At 42.8% G+C, this 13,730-nt stretch carries 14 protein-coding genes; 9 read left to right on the forward strand and 5 right to left on the reverse strand.

The features are described 5' to 3' along the window. The first annotated feature begins 227 nt into the window (after positions 1-227). Entirely contained in the window at positions 228-1,085 is an 858-nt protein-coding gene (locus GT589_RS04245) for a formate/nitrite transporter family protein (protein ID WP_293396513.1), read from the forward strand. Between the two features lie 159 nt (positions 1,086-1,244). Then, the gene (locus GT589_RS04250; RefSeq protein WP_293396515.1) at positions 1,245-2,150 is read left to right on the forward strand and encodes a DMT family transporter; all 906 of its coding nucleotides are present in this window, start codon (positions 1,245-1,247) and stop codon (positions 2,148-2,150) included. 21 nt (positions 2,151-2,171) lie between these two features. Here the strand turns inward: GT589_RS04250 and GT589_RS04255 are convergent, their stop codons facing one another. Then, positions 2,172-3,113 carry a phosphoglycerate dehydrogenase gene (locus GT589_RS04255; RefSeq protein ID WP_293396517.1) on the reverse strand — a complete coding sequence of 314 codons (942 nt, stop codon included), beginning with the start codon at positions 3,111-3,113 and terminating at the stop codon, positions 2,172-2,174. A 21-nt stretch (positions 3,114-3,134) separates the two neighbouring features. Continuing rightward, the gene (locus tag GT589_RS04260) at positions 3,135-3,359 is read right to left on the reverse strand and encodes a hypothetical protein (protein WP_025435041.1); all 225 of its coding nucleotides are present in this window, start codon (positions 3,357-3,359) and stop codon (positions 3,135-3,137) included. Between the two features lie 176 nt (positions 3,360-3,535). Here GT589_RS04260 and GT589_RS04265 point away from each other — a divergent pair, with 176 nt between their 5' ends. Genes GT589_RS04265 through GT589_RS04275 form a run of 3 tightly spaced genes read left to right on the forward strand, consistent with a single transcriptional unit; the run spans position 3,536 to position 6,470 of the window. Then, on the forward strand, positions 3,536-4,543 hold the full coding sequence (locus GT589_RS04265) for an HlyD family secretion protein (protein ID WP_293396520.1): 1,008 nt from the start codon (positions 3,536-3,538) through the stop codon (positions 4,541-4,543). Continuing rightward, a complete protein-coding gene (locus tag GT589_RS04270) occupies positions 4,540-5,346 on the forward strand; it encodes an ABC transporter ATP-binding protein (RefSeq protein ID WP_293396522.1) in 807 nt (268 codons plus the stop codon). Before GT589_RS04265 ends, GT589_RS04270 begins: the two co-directional genes overlap by 4 nt. Further along, a complete protein-coding gene (locus tag GT589_RS04275) occupies positions 5,343-6,470 on the forward strand; it encodes an ABC transporter permease (protein WP_293396524.1) in 1,128 nt (375 codons plus the stop codon). Before GT589_RS04270 ends, GT589_RS04275 begins: the two co-directional genes overlap by 4 nt. A 75-nt stretch (positions 6,471-6,545) precedes the next feature. Here GT589_RS04275 and ytvI read toward each other — a convergent pair whose 3' ends face one another. Together ytvI and GT589_RS04285 are read right to left on the reverse strand one after the other, a co-directional pair. Further along, positions 6,546-7,670 carry a sporulation integral membrane protein YtvI gene (ytvI, locus tag GT589_RS04280; protein ID WP_293396526.1) on the reverse strand — a complete coding sequence of 375 codons (1,125 nt, stop codon included), beginning with the start codon at positions 7,668-7,670 and terminating at the stop codon, positions 6,546-6,548. Between the two features lie 203 nt (positions 7,671-7,873). Further along, positions 7,874-8,680, reverse strand: coding sequence for a TIGR00266 family protein (locus GT589_RS04285; RefSeq protein ID WP_293396528.1), 807 nt, complete (start codon positions 8,678-8,680; stop codon positions 7,874-7,876). A 215-nt stretch (positions 8,681-8,895) separates the two neighbouring features. Between GT589_RS04285 and GT589_RS04290 the strand changes: the two genes are divergently transcribed. The 4 genes from GT589_RS04290 (at position 8,896) to GT589_RS04305 (ending at position 12,834) form a co-directional block, all read left to right on the forward strand. Continuing rightward, positions 8,896-9,225, forward strand: coding sequence for a 4a-hydroxytetrahydrobiopterin dehydratase (locus tag GT589_RS04290; RefSeq protein ID WP_293396530.1), 330 nt, complete (start codon positions 8,896-8,898; stop codon positions 9,223-9,225). A gap of 190 nt (positions 9,226-9,415) precedes the next feature. Next, positions 9,416-10,477, forward strand: coding sequence for a Fe(3+) ABC transporter substrate-binding protein (locus GT589_RS04295; protein ID WP_293396532.1), 1,062 nt, complete (start codon positions 9,416-9,418; stop codon positions 10,475-10,477). Positions 10,478-10,538: 61 nt separating this feature from the next. Next, positions 10,539-12,203 carry an ABC transporter permease gene (locus GT589_RS04300; RefSeq protein ID WP_293396534.1) on the forward strand — a complete coding sequence of 555 codons (1,665 nt, stop codon included), beginning with the start codon at positions 10,539-10,541 and terminating at the stop codon, positions 12,201-12,203. Beyond that, positions 12,193-12,834 (forward strand): ABC transporter ATP-binding protein, encoded by a 642-nt coding sequence (locus GT589_RS04305; RefSeq protein ID WP_293396536.1) that lies wholly within the window; start codon positions 12,193-12,195, stop codon positions 12,832-12,834. Before GT589_RS04300 ends, GT589_RS04305 begins: the two co-directional genes overlap by 11 nt. 46 nt (positions 12,835-12,880) lie before the next feature. On the opposite strand, the gene GT589_RS04310 is transcribed toward GT589_RS04305, so the two are convergent. After that, positions 12,881-13,714: a prolipoprotein diacylglyceryl transferase gene (locus tag GT589_RS04310; protein WP_293396537.1), complete on the reverse strand. Its 834-nt coding sequence runs from the start codon at positions 13,712-13,714 to the stop codon at positions 12,881-12,883. Between the last annotated feature and the right edge of the window lie 16 nt (positions 13,715-13,730).

The raw sequence follows: 13,730 nt of genomic DNA on the forward strand, positions 1-13,730 counted from the left end.
CACGGGGATTTTCAACGCAATTACCAGTCCATCTGTAGGCATCCACTTGCCCAAGCGCTTTGGAGTGTTAATAAATAAACACTTCTATAGAAATTTTCAAATGCTCACATGGAAATGCGAATGGCAATATCATTGAATGTTTTTCTGAAAAATGATATCATTCAACAAGTATATGTCATTATTCCGTATTTTGTAATCTTTTCCAAACAACAAAGGAGGTCATCAAATTGAATGAAAAAAATTTTTTAGCACCCGCAGAGATATGTGACTACACTTCGCACGTAGGTTTGGGCAAGGTTAGTCTCACATCTTTGAAGCAGATACTCCTCGGTTTTCTCGCTGGAGCCTTCATAGCATTTGCTTCAGAAGGGTCCAACATGGCAGCATTCAACCTTTTCGCAAATCCCGAGACATATGGACTTGGAAAAGTTCTCGCCGGCTCAATATTCGGCACAGGACTTATGCTTGTTGTACTTTGCGGGGGAGAGCTTTTCACCGGAAATACTCTCATTATGATAGGCTTGTTGCAAAGACGCGTGAAGCTTCGCGACATGCTTAGAAACTGGACCTTTGTATACATAGGAAACTTCATAGGATCTGTATTCATAGCTTACATGATGGTCGAATCGGGACTTTTCAACAGCGGCGCCAACGTGCTCGGAGGCGTCACCTTAAAGATAGCATCGTACAAGGTATCGCTTCCATTCATGTCAGCCTTCTACCTTGGCATAATGTGTAACTGGCTTGTGTGCCTTGCGGTATGGATGTCATATGGCGCCAAGGACATGATTGGCAAGATATTCGCGATATTCTTCCCTATATGGCTGTTCATAACTTCAGGCTTCGAGCACTGCGTTGCAAACATGTACTATATACCTGCCGGAATACTTGCAAAGTCTAATCCTGACTGGGTAGCAGCTTCTCAGCTTACTCCTGAAAAGCTTGAAGCTTTAAACTGGCAGAGCTTCTTTGTAAACAACCTGCTTCCAGTTACGCTCGGCAACATAGTTGGCGGCGCGCTGCTTGTGGGCGGGGTTTATTGGTTTGCATATCTGAAGGATCAGAAGGTTTGCGAAGCTAAATAAAAAACAATACTCAAAAAATATTTAGGAAGCCCTTTTAAAGGCTTCCTTTTTTATGTGGATTGTAATTATTGGTATTTTGATATATTATGTTTATATATGAAGTTATTTTTATAATAGGTTTTTTCAATGGTTTCGCTCATATGAATAGAGGTGACTTTTATGAAGAACAGCATGTTGGCAGACATGTCTCTTTTTTTGATTACTATTCTTTGGGGTTCCACGTTCGTGCTGTGCAAGATTGTGCTCGAATCAACGGGAACCTACAGTTTCCTTGCAATAAGGTTTTTCATGGCTTTCGTTATACTTGCCGCAATTTTCTGGAAGAGGCTCATGTCTGCAGACAGGACAACGTTAAAGCACGGCTTGATTATAGGCATTGTGCTCTTTTTTGCTTATGCTACTCAGACTCTTGGCATTTTCTATACCACAGCTTCGAAGGCCGGCTTTATAAACGGCTTTTCAATAGTGCTCGTTCCGGTTATTAGCGCACTGATTTTGAAGGATTCACCCAAAGCCGAAAACATTATAGGCATTGTCATGGCAATAGCAGGCTTGGCGTTCCTGACTTCCGGAGCAGCAGGAGACTTCTCTGTAAATGTCGGTGATATAATAGTATTCATTTCAACCTTCGGATATGCGCTTCAGATTCTTTCAGTTAGCCACTACTCCAAGCTTTCCGACCCTATCCTACTTTCGATTATACAAGTGGGCGTGGTGTCTGTGCTTTCGGCAGTTTTCAGCCTTATGTTTGAGGTTCCTGCCATGCCGCAGGGCACGACTGTATGGGCGTGCATTATAATAATGGCTGTCTTTGCAACGGCGCTGTGCTTCCTTGTGCAAAACACCATGCAAAAGCATACGACTCCGACAAGAGCAGCCCTCATATATCTTGGCGAGCCTGTATTCTCAGCGTTTTTTGCATTCATAATACTTGGCGAGGTACTCTCAGACCAGGGAATAATTGGCTGCATTCTGATATTTGCGGGCATGCTGGTGTCTGAACTTGAATTCGTAGCATACATCAAACAGAAGATAAATCCAACAGAATATAAAAAGGCCTCGTAGCAAGCGAGACCTTTTTATATTCTAATATCCCTTTTTCAGATCAACTATATTGACAAGCGGCTGATTATCCCTGTATCTTTTGAGGTTTTCTAGGATCATCTCAAAACGCCTTTCATCCCTCATCTGTGACACCCATGAATTGTGCGGAGTCACTAGCACGTTTTCCATTTCCCAGAGCCTGGACGACTTGTCGAGGGGCTCCTGCTCGAATACGTCGAGTGCCGCTCCGAGGAACTTGCCTTCCTCCAGCTTTTCGATGAGAGCATTCTCGTCTATTATGCTGCCTCTTGATATGTTTATTATCACGGACCCGTCCTTCATCATGCCCAGCCTTTGCTTGTCCATGATATGATGTGTGGAATCGGTGTACGGGATTGAAAGCACAAGAGTATCGCATTCCAAAAGAAACTTGTCAAGTTCTTCAAGCGGGTAACATTTTTCAAACCCCTCTGCGTCTCTACCTTTTGTATTCAGGCCAATCAACCTGGTTCCAAATCCGGAAAGTCTCTTTGCAGCCTCCTGCGCTATTGTGCCTGTTCCAAGAAATCCTATTGTGGTGCCATAGATTTCATATACGTTCTTGCTGAGCTTCCATATCCTGTTTTTCTGGTTTTCATGAAAAAGCCTGCTGTTTTTGTATATTTCGAGAATCTTAAGGACTATCCACTCGCCCATCGGGATGCTGTAGCCGCCTCTGTTGTTAGTAAGTATGATGCCGTTCTCGCTTATGAAGTCGTGGGAAACCTGGTCCACCCCTATGCTTGAAAGCTGGACCCATTTTAGCTTTTTCATCCTGGTTATATCGAATGTGCGGAATGGGTCATAGCATATCAGGATTTCAGCATCATCAGTCTCTTCATCGTTGACCATGTTGTCCTCATGCCTGTATACGAGCTCGTACCCGAGCTTTCTCACGGCATCCATCTTTTCATCGCCGTAGTTGTAGGTTATCAGGGCTTTCATATTTCCAATCCCCCGATTTTTTTATTTTATTCCGTTCTGAAGCTCTTCCGGTAGGTATTTAATCAATTTTGCCGGCTCGGTAGCGCCCAGAACTTTTGCCAGTGAAAAGAATCTCACAAAAACGTCTGAAACGTCTTCTTCCTTCCCAAGTCTTTGCGCCCTTGCAACATACATGGCAAGCTCTATAGCTACGTCAAACTCGTTCCTTTGTATAGGGGTTGGTGTTAGCGTTATATTGTCACTCATTTTTTATTCCTCCTAATGTTTTATATTCTCTTTCTTTATTTTACATGAAAAATGTAATTTTGAAAGCAACAAGTTGTTTTGCCATCGGTGTGGGTAATTAATTAATAGTGCTATAATATTCATATGAAAATACACTAAATCAAGCACTATATAATTCTCCAGAGAGGTAATTCACTATGAAAAAATCACTCGTATCACTCTGCATCGCATCAGTCCTTTTTATTTTCAGCGCCTGTCAAAGCTCCGATCTGGACTACTATACGGGCTCTGTCGAAAGCGACTCTTACAGCGTTTCCACCGAGGTCGGCGGAATAGTCGAAGAGATATTCGTCAGGGAGGGCGACACCGTCAAAAAAGGCGACAAGCTGGCGCGTATAAATGTCGATTCGCTCAAGTTCGAGCTTGGCCGCCTCAAGGCCCAGTCTGGCGCCTCAAAGGCTGCGCTTGAGAAGACTGTAAAAGGCTCAAGAAGCGAGGAGTTAGACAAAGCCAGAATACAGGTCAGCCAGCAGGAAGCCGTTGTAAGCGGCAATCAGCAGGATTACAGCTACAGGCTCGAGAGCTACAATACTATAGCTCAGCTCTACGATTCGGACGCTACATCCGAGCAGTCACTCAAGGATGCAAAGGCTGCGCTTGACGCCTCCGCTGCAAAGCTTGAAAGTTCGCGGCAGCAGCTGTCATACCTGCAGGAGCAGCTCCGGCTAGTGCAAAACGGATCAACCAAGGAGGATATTGATGTATCAAGGAGCAATCTAGATGCCTCTCAATGGAGCATCAAATCGCTCGAAGACAGTATAGCCAAGGAATTTGTATATGCGAATTCAGACGGGGTTATAGAATCCCTCAACTACCTCAGCGGAGAATACGCGCCTCTATTCACAAGGATTGCCGATATAAACAACCTGTCGAATCTGTGGGTCAAAATATATGTCGAAGAGAAGAACCTTAGCCTTGTTAAGCTTGGTAATATAGTGACCATGGATGCAGGCCTTGAAAGCGCAGACACGATAAAGGGCAAGGTGGTCTACATAGCCTCCGAAGGCGAATTCACGCCCAAGAACATTGAATCCAAGGAGAACAAACAGGAGATAGTCTACGAGGTCAAAATCAAGGTGCTTGACCACATTGATGCTGTCAAGCCTGGCGTGCTTGTGGATGTGTATCTGGGGGATTCCAAATGACGAAGGAAAATATGGCAGTCTGGACAAAAAGCCTCACCAAGCGCTTCGGCGACCTGGTGGCGGTCAACGGCGTCAGCCTTGAAATACCAAAAGGCAGCATATATGGCATACTCGGGCCTAACGGAGCAGGCAAGTCAACTTTAATACGCATGCTCTGCGGCGTGCTGACGCCGACTTCCGGGGAAGGTGAGATATTCGGATACGACATTTTAAAGGAGTCCGAGAGGATAAAGCAAAGCATAGGCTATATGTCTCAAAAATTCAGCCTCTATGAGGACCTTACGGTTCTTGAGAATATAAGGTTTTATGCACAGGTCTATTCAGTTCCGGATGACATAAGAAACGAAAGAATAAGCCAAATTGTTAAAATGGCCGGTCTCGAAGGCAGAGAAAAGCAGCTGGCCGGCCATCTTTCCGGTGGCTGGAAACAGCGTCTGGCCCTTGGGTGCACACTGCTTCACAAGCCCAAGATGCTAATACTAGATGAGCCAACATCAGGAGTCGATCCCGTTTCACGAAGGGTGTTCTGGCAGATAATACACAGGCTTGCAAAGGAAGGCATAACAATAATTGTAACCACGCACTACATGGACGAAGCCGAAGGGTGTGACGAGCTCATATTCATATTCAGCGGTCACATAATAGGCAAGGGCAGCCCAAAGGAACTCATAGCTGAGAAGAACGCCAGGAATCTTGAGGATGTGTTCATTAAATATGTCGAAGAAGACACCGGTAAAAAGGTGGAAGCTTCATTTGAAGATATGAAATTCATACTCAGAGATAAAGAAGGTGACAGGCATTGAATATAAAAAGGCTGATGGCCGTAATAAAAAAAGAGTTTCTTCATATACGGCGCGACAGGGCAAGCCTCATCATGGCTGTCATGATGCCGCTTATATTCATATTTCTGTTTGGATATGCAGTTAACACAGATGTTGAAAATATAGACATGGCCGTCTTGGATATGGACAAGAGCATGGAAAGCCGTGAACTCGTAAAAAAATTTGAGGCATCCAACTACTTTGTTCCTTCTGTATATGTAAAGAATACAGGAGAGCTTGAAAGGCTCATTGACACCGGCAACGTCAAATGCGCCATAATCATACCTTCCGGATTTTCAAAGACCGTTAACGGTTTTGGAGATTCCAATGTGCAGCTAATAATAGACGGTGTCGACCCAACGATAGCAAGAACAGCTCTACAAAGTGGTTTTTTGCTGTCTAAAAATTATTCGTTAGAGCAGCTGCCCCAATTACAATCCAGCCAGCTCAGCAGTGGCGAGCCGGGCCTTGATGTGCGCACTAAGGTCTGGTACAATCCCAACCTAGAAAGCACGAAATTCACAATCCCCGGCCTGATAGGGCTTATTATGCAAAATATCACCGTTATACTTACGGCCTTTTCACTTGTACGGGAAAAGGAGCGCGGCACTATAGAACTCCTAATGGTCACGCCGGTAAAGCCTGCTGAGCTAATTGTCGGAAAGATGGTGCCCTATATTTTAATTGGTACGCTTGATTTTCTCATAGCGCTGTTTTTCGGCACATTTTGGTTTGACGTGCCCATAGCCGGCAACACTCTGCTGCTTATACTCCTTGGGGTGATTTTCGTTATATGCTCGCTTTCCATAGGCATACTAATATCCACAATAGCCCAGACACAGGCCCAGGCCATGCAGATGGCTTTCCTATTTTTGCTGCCGAGCATACTTCTCTCGGGCTTCATATTTCCAAGAGAATCTATGCCTTTTCCCATAATGGTTGCAGGATATTTCATACCCCTGACCTACTTTTTGAAAATATTGAGGGGGATTATTTTAAAAGGCTCAGACTTTACAATACTTGCAAGCGAGGTCTATATACTCCTTGCATTCGGCATAGCTTTACTAGCGGTTGCATCGATAAGCTTCAAAAAAAGACTCGATTAAAAGCCGCTCCATCCAATTCAAAAACAGGCAGCCCCACATCATTTTGTGAGTTCTGCCTGTTTTTCGCTTTGCCGCTTATATATTCGTATCTTCCTGTATCTGCGGTTGGGGATGTGGCTTTGGCTTTGTCTTGTTGAATATCTTGTATGACACTATCATTAATATAAGATATATAATGCCGGAAGCACCAAACGTCATAAGACCTACAAATATGGCTGCCAGCAGCAGCACAGGATGTATGCCAAGCGAAGTTGACACAAGCTTTGGCTCTATTACATTCCTTACAACCACAACAAATACGTAAAGCATCATAAGTCCTATGGCTGTCTTGTAGTTGCCCAATATTGCGTATATTATTATAAGCGGCCAGTATATCGCACCTGCTCCAAGCACAGGTATTATGTCAACCACAAATGCCACAACACTTAATATTACAGCATATTTTATCTTAAGTACGAAAAAGAATCCTATAAACGTTTCGAGGAATGTTATGAAATAAATCAGCGCATATGACTTGACCGTCCTGGCAAACATTTTTATTCCTTCATCCCATACATTCAGGAATCTTTGCTGTCCTTTATCCGAAAGTATTCCAAACATTTTTTCCCTTATTGTGCCCATATCCCTTGTAAAAAAGTATGTCGATATCATAACAATGACCATTATAGCTATCCACAGCGGCAATGATGCTGCAAACGACAATAATCCGTTGAGGACTTTACCGACCATCTCCATGATATTTTTGACAATGTCAGTAATCTGACCGCTGTTTTTATTTAAAAAATCAGGGTCAATATATTTGAAGTATACGTCGAATCTGCTCATCCAATCCTTAACAAGCTGTGTCACATCGTTAATATTAAGAGTTGTAAGCAAAGAGAGCAGCTGTTTGGCTTCCGAAACCACCTTGAATGAAATGAAGGTTAGAATGGTGAAGAATATTGCATATACCAGCAACGAAGCTATAAGTGCTGTGATTCCATTTGAAAGTTTCAGCTTCTCATTTAGCAGTTTGGTCAACGGCTGAAGCGATAGTGCTATTATGAATGCTATTATGAACGGGAACGTATATTTTGCAGTCCCAAAAAACGCTATGAATGCAATCGTGTAGAATATGGCAAATATTCCAAATCTCCTCGCATTTTTCATAAAACTCTCGCTAAAAATTTCTTTGAGACTGTTTTTTATTTTATCCATCATACGCTTTGCTTAAACCTCCATACATGTATTGACTTTCCAGCCGCTAGAAATTTTTGCTATTTCTTTTAGCCCTAATATATTACATTAAAGCTTGAATGTCAACAGACACAAGCACTTCTCATTATATTCTAATCTTTGATGGGCATGAAAAAGCGGCATCATATGCAGCTTGAGATTTTACTGCCATAACACCGCTGAATATTTTAGTCTCCGTCCAGAAGTCTTCCAAGACCTCCCAGCAAACTTCCTTCATCCTTGGATGCTCCGCCGCCTCCCATATGGCGGGACGCCGATATCATCCTGTCTGCCAGCCTGCTGAAAGGAAGCGACTGCAGCCAAACCTTGCCAGGCCCTTTGAGCGTTGCAAGAACTATGCCTTCGCCCCCAAATATGGCGCTTTTTATATCACCCATGAACTGAATATCATAGTCGACTTCGCTTGTAAATGCTACCAGGCAGCCCGTGTCTACCTTAAGCACTTCTCCTTGGCTGAGCTCTTTTTCTATTATAGTTCCGCCGGCGTGCAGGAATGCAAGTCCGTCACCTTCAAGCCTTTCCATTATAAACCCTTCGCCGCCAAAAAGTCCTACTCCTATTTTTTTCTGGAATTCCATCTGCACCGATATTCCCCTTGCCGCGCACAGGAATGCATCCTTCTGGCAAATTATCCTTCCGCCGTATACATTCAGATCAAAAGGCACTATCTTTCCAGGATATGGAGCGGCAAACGAGACCTTCTGCTTCTGGCTTTCCTTGTTTGTAAATAGAGTCATGAAAAGACTCTCTCCCATTATTACCCTCTTGCCGGCTCCAAGCAGCTTGCCCATAAGGCCCGCCCCTTCGCCTTTGCCTGAAGCATCTCCGAAAACCGCCTCCATCTGTATTCCGTTTTCCATATAGAGCATGGCTCCCGCTTCAGCTATTACACTTTCTCCCGGATCTAGCTCAATCTCCACAAGCTGAAGATCATCTCCATAAAGCTTGTAGTCGATTTCATGCGCTCTTTGCATTAATCCATCCTCCTTAGATTTATTTCCTATACACTTATTATTTACCCATCTGATGTGACTTACACATTAATTTCAGATTAACACTCTACAAATCTCATGTTATGCCTTGTACAGTTTTTGGGTAAAAAATAGATAACGCATAAATAAATCGATAAATTATTTGTACAATGCAGTATATACTTTATGATTGTCATATATCTAAGGAGGAATTCTATATGAAAGCAGAGCTTGAAAATAAAAAATGCGTTCCTTGCGAAATTGGAACAAATCCGCTCAACCACTCGGACATAATGGTTTTCTCAGATATTCTAAGCGATGGCTGGGAGGTCATTAACGACGTTAAAATCGAAAAGAAATTCAAGTTCAAGGACTTCAAGGAAGCCCTTGAATTCACAAACAAGGTTGGCGCACTAGCCGAAGAAGAAGGTCATCATCCCGACATTCAGCTTTCCTGGGGCAAAGTTGTAATATCGCTTACAACCCACAAAATACACGGGCTTTCCGAAAACGACTTCATTATGGCTGTGAAAATCGATAAGCTATAAATAACCATACGCTATTGTCCACCATTTTAGCGCCGGATTCATATAAATGATCCGGCGCTTTTACTTTTTTGAAAAAAAATAAATGAAAATAATTATCATTTTCATTGACAGGGTGGCTAAACCTATATATATTTATCGATATTGATAATCATTATCAATAAATATAATATTTAAATATATGGAGGTTTTTATGAATAGGAAAACAGCTTCACTGATTTCAAGTTTTATTATTGGAGCCGCAGTACTAAGCGGCTGTACAGCCAACCCTTCTTCTTTGAAGACAAGCGTTAGCAATAAAGAAGAGGTAGTCAACATATATTCAGACAGGCACTATGATACCGACAGGGAACTGTATAGCATTTTTGAGGAAACAACAGGAATTAAGGTTAATGTTGTGGAAGGCAAATCGGATGAGCTTATTGAGAGGCTAAGCCGTGAAGGTAAAGATACAAGCGCAGACATACTGATAACGGCAGATGCGGGAAGACTCCACAGAGCCAAAGAAAAAGGCCTTCTTCAGTCTATCGAAAGCAAAAATCTTGAAACTTCAATACCAGAAAACTTGAGGGATTCAGACAACCAATGGTTTGGACTAACAGTAAGAGGCAGAGTTTTTGTTTACTCCAAAGACAGGGTGAATCCGAGCGAGCTTTCTACATACGAGGACCTAGCCAATCCAAAATGGAAGGGCAAAATTCTTGTAAGACCTGCTGACAGCATATATAACCAATCTCTTCTGGCTTCATTTATTGAGCTTAGGGGCGAAGAAGCCGCAAAAGAATGGGCATCAGGAATAGTCGCAAATATGGCCCAAACGCCTAAGGGCAACGACCGTGATCAAGCCAAAGCTGTTGTGGCCGGCATTGGAGACATCGCCATAATGAATACGTACTATTTAGGTAAAATGCTTAACTCTTCAGATCCCGCTGAAGTAGAAGTTGCAAAAAAAGTCGGTATATTTTTCCCCGATCAAACAGGCGACGGAACGCACATTAACATAAGCGGTGCAGGCGTAACAGCATATTCAAAAAACAAGGACAACGCCGTAAAGTTCATTGAATTTCTTGCAAGCGAAAAATCCCAGAGAATTTTTGCGGATTTGAATTATGAATATCCGGCGAATCCAGCTGTTGAGCCTTCAGATCTTCTAAAGTCATGGGGCGAATTCAAATCTCAAGAAATACCACTTTCAAGGCTTGGAGAACTTAACCAGAGAGCTGTTGAAATACTCGGCGAGGTAGGCTGGAAATAGATAGCTGCAGGGGCAGCCTGAAAGCTGCCCCCATATGTTCATAATCAAAGGATGTGCATTAATGAGATACATATTAAACGGCTTCTCAAAACTCAAATACAAATTGAATATATGGTCGCTTTCAAGCATTGTTGTAATTCTTATTCTGACGATACCCAGCCTGAGTGTTTTTTCCGGACTTTTCTATCCCGGAAATAGCAATTGGATTCACTTTAAAGCGTATTTGCTGAGTGATTATATCTCCAATACAGTCATACTAATATCTTCTGTTGGAATTGCCGCGGCAATTTCAGGCACCCTGCTTGCATGGCTTGTCTGCATGTACGATTTTCCAGGACGCCGCTTTTTCAAATGGGCACTAATCCTTCCGCTTTCCATACCACCTTATATGGGCGCTTACACATATGCAGGCATTTTTGACTACACAGGTCCTGTTCAGACTCTCATAAGACAGCAGACAAGCTGGAGCATAGATCCCAGACATTTCGATATAATGTCGATTCAGGGAGCTTCGTTCATATTCACAATTTTTTTATTTCCATATGTGTATATGCTTGTACGCTCTTTTCTCGTAAATCAGTCTTCATCCATGCTCGAAAGCTCGCGACTACTAGGATCTAGTGGCATCTCATCATTCTTTGCCGTCATTGTTCCTCTCTCGCGTGTTTCGATAGCCGGCGGAGTCAGCCTTGTAATGCTTGAAGTCCTCAATGATTATGGAGTCGTCAAATATCTTGGCATTCCAGCACTTAGCACTGCGATATTCAAGGCTTGGTTTTCTCTTGGCGATATCCAGACGGCAATAAAGCTATCCTCATACCTCATGCTCGCCGTCTGCATTGTTTTAATCTTAGAAAAGCTTCTGCGTGGCAGACGCAGCTTTTCGTATTCGAGCACTAAAATACGTCCGCTTAACGCCACAAAGCTCCACGGCTTACATGCTTTTGGTGCAACAACTGTATGCGCCCTGTTTTTCTCGGCGGGATTCTTAGTGCCGCTGCTTCAATTAGCATCCTGGAGTTTCAAAACCTACGCCAGCGTATTCGATGTAGATTTACTAAAAGCCGGGTTTCAGTCTGCACTGACAGCTGGAATTGCAGCACTTTTAATAACATTACTGTCTATAATTATTGCAAATTCAAGCAGGATATCAAAAGGCCTCGCTTCGATTGCTTATTCACGCATAATTTCATTCGGATATTCAATCCCAGGTGCCGTCATTGCAATAGGTGTGCTTTCACTTTTTGTTTATTTGGACAGAATAATACATCCACTCTATTCGAGCATCAACAGTTCAGCCCCATCACTGCTTTTAAGCGGCAGCATTTTAATGCTCATATTTGCTTACGTTGTTAGATTCATGTCTATTGGGTACAACAGCATTGACGCAGGCTTTGAAAAAAACGGCAGAAGCTATTATGAGGCTTCAAGGACACTCGGCATGAATATAACCCAGACTTTCTTCAAGGTTGATATGAAAATGCTAAAGCCCGCCATCGCCTCCGCTTTCATACTGGTGTTTGTAGACATACTCAAGGAGCTGCCTCTTACTCTAATTCTCAGACCGTTCAACTTCAACACATTATCTACCAAGGCATTCCAATATGCAAATGATGAGATGGTTCAAGAAGCTTCTATAGCTTCATTAATAATAGTACTTATTAGTGCAGTTTTAATATTGCTGCTTAACAAAAAAAATTCAAAGGGGGAGCACAATGCATTTTAAAATTGACAACATAAGCTTCAAGTACAAAAATTCCGGCAGCAATATAATTGACAGCTTCAGCCTGGAACTAGAGAAAGGGGCTACTGCCGCAATTCTCGGCGGAAGCGGCAGCGGAAAAAGCACGCTTCTGCGACTTATTGCCGGGCTTGAAACTCCACTCAAGGGAAATATTATATTAGACGGTCAAACGCTATCTGGTGATTCAATATTTGTCCAACCTGAAAAAAGAGGTGTCGGAATGGTTTTTCAGGATTATGCACTATTTCCACACCTTACGGTCGCTCAAAACATTACATTCGGCCTCAGGAAGCTTGGTGCGGAACATAAAGCTCAGAGACTTGAAGAAATGCTAAAGCTCATTGAACTCGAAGACAAACAAAATAAGTATCCTCATGAACTCAGCGGCGGCCAGCAGCAAAGAGTTGCATTTGCTAGGGCTGTGGCTCCAGAACCGTCACTCCTGCTGCTTGACGAACCATTCAGCAACTTGGATGCTGAATTGAAATCGCGAATCCGACTTGAATTTAAAAAACTCCTTGAGAAATTGAAAATCACTTCGGTATTTGTAACTCACGACATTGAAGATGCAATAAGTATTTCAACAAAGACAATATATCTGGATTCAAACTAAACTTCTCCGAGGCAGCAATGCAGGCATCAAAAGAGGGCATGAAAATTCACGCCCTCTTTTTTGTGCCAATTCCATTCGAAAAAAATATCCATAAAAACGTTACTAATAAAAGTACCATTATAACCACGTAAAGTCTTGGCTGCCACATCAGATAGTTAGCCTGTGCTGAGCTGAATTCCCTAAGGCCGTGGTTGAGCGTCCTGAAAATTGTGAATGCAAGCGAGCAGGCCATGAACACAAAACCGTCCTTTAGCCCTTTTTTATTAAGATATATGGCCAATAGCATTATTGCAGCCGCAGCAAGCAGCTCGTATATCTGCGTAGGATGAACGGCGTGCGATTCTAAAGGAATATTGAGTATTGTGAAGTCCGCAGCCTTGTCTTTGAAGTGGTATGAATAAGCTGGACTTCCCATGGGGAATCTAATTCCCCACGGAAGCTCTGTCTCCTTACCGTAACAGCAACCATTAAAAAGACATCCTATTTTCATAGTCCCAATACCGACGCATATTGCAGGCACAAGTATATCTGCAATTCTCATAAGCCTCTGCCTCATTAAAATGACCACCAGACCCCCAAGCAATGCGCTTCCGAAAATCCCGCCATAAAGCGCAAAATTGCTAGCTGATATGTCTGCTATGTTGTATCCTTTTTCAATGTAGAGTGCCCGATTTAGCATGTAGTGAAGCAGCCTGGCTCCTGTTAGAAAGCCCGCTACTATTGTCACCGTCAAAATAGTTGCTTGCTTCTTCGTAAGCAATTCCTTTCTCAGTGATAAGTAACATACTGACATTGCAGCTGTTACAGCCAAAGCCATGAAAAGCTTGTAAGAGTTAAATGTCAGTATTTTTAATCCCATTATGCTGATTTGAGGGTTCATAACTTACGCCTGCTTT

Source organism: Peptoclostridium sp., assembly GCF_009881055.1.
GTDB lineage: Bacteria > Bacillota > Clostridia > Peptostreptococcales > Peptostreptococcaceae > Peptoclostridium_A.

Bases quoted from the DNA above. Each gene is read 5' to 3' on its own strand.
- GT589_RS04305 (WP_293396536.1), top strand. From the start codon at position 12,193: ATGCATTTTAAAATTGACAACATAAGCTTCAAGTACAAAAATTCCGGC.
- GT589_RS04295 (WP_293396532.1), top strand. From the start codon at position 9,416: ATGAATAGGAAAACAGCTTCACTGATTTCAAGTTTTATTATTGGAGCC.
- GT589_RS04290 (WP_293396530.1), top strand. From the start codon at position 8,896: ATGAAAGCAGAGCTTGAAAATAAAAAATGCGTTCCTTGCGAAATTGGA.
- GT589_RS04285 (WP_293396528.1), bottom strand. From the start codon at position 8,680: ATGCAAAGAGCGCATGAAATCGACTACAAGCTTTATGGAGATGATCTT.
- GT589_RS04255 (WP_293396517.1), bottom strand. From the start codon at position 3,113: ATGAAAGCCCTGATAACCTACAACTACGGCGATGAAAAGATGGATGCC.
- GT589_RS04260 (WP_025435041.1), bottom strand. From the start codon at position 3,359: ATGAGTGACAATATAACGCTAACACCAACCCCTATACAAAGGAACGAG.
- GT589_RS04300 (WP_293396534.1), top strand. From the start codon at position 10,539: ATGAGATACATATTAAACGGCTTCTCAAAACTCAAATACAAATTGAAT.
- ytvI (WP_293396526.1), bottom strand. From the start codon at position 7,670: ATGATGGATAAAATAAAAAACAGTCTCAAAGAAATTTTTAGCGAGAGT.
- GT589_RS04265 (WP_293396520.1), top strand. From the start codon at position 3,536: ATGAAAAAATCACTCGTATCACTCTGCATCGCATCAGTCCTTTTTATT.
- GT589_RS04310 (WP_293396537.1), bottom strand. From the start codon at position 13,714: ATGAACCCTCAAATCAGCATAATGGGATTAAAAATACTGACATTTAAC.
- GT589_RS04250 (WP_293396515.1), top strand. From the start codon at position 1,245: ATGAAGAACAGCATGTTGGCAGACATGTCTCTTTTTTTGATTACTATT.
- GT589_RS04270 (WP_293396522.1), top strand. From the start codon at position 4,540: ATGACGAAGGAAAATATGGCAGTCTGGACAAAAAGCCTCACCAAGCGC.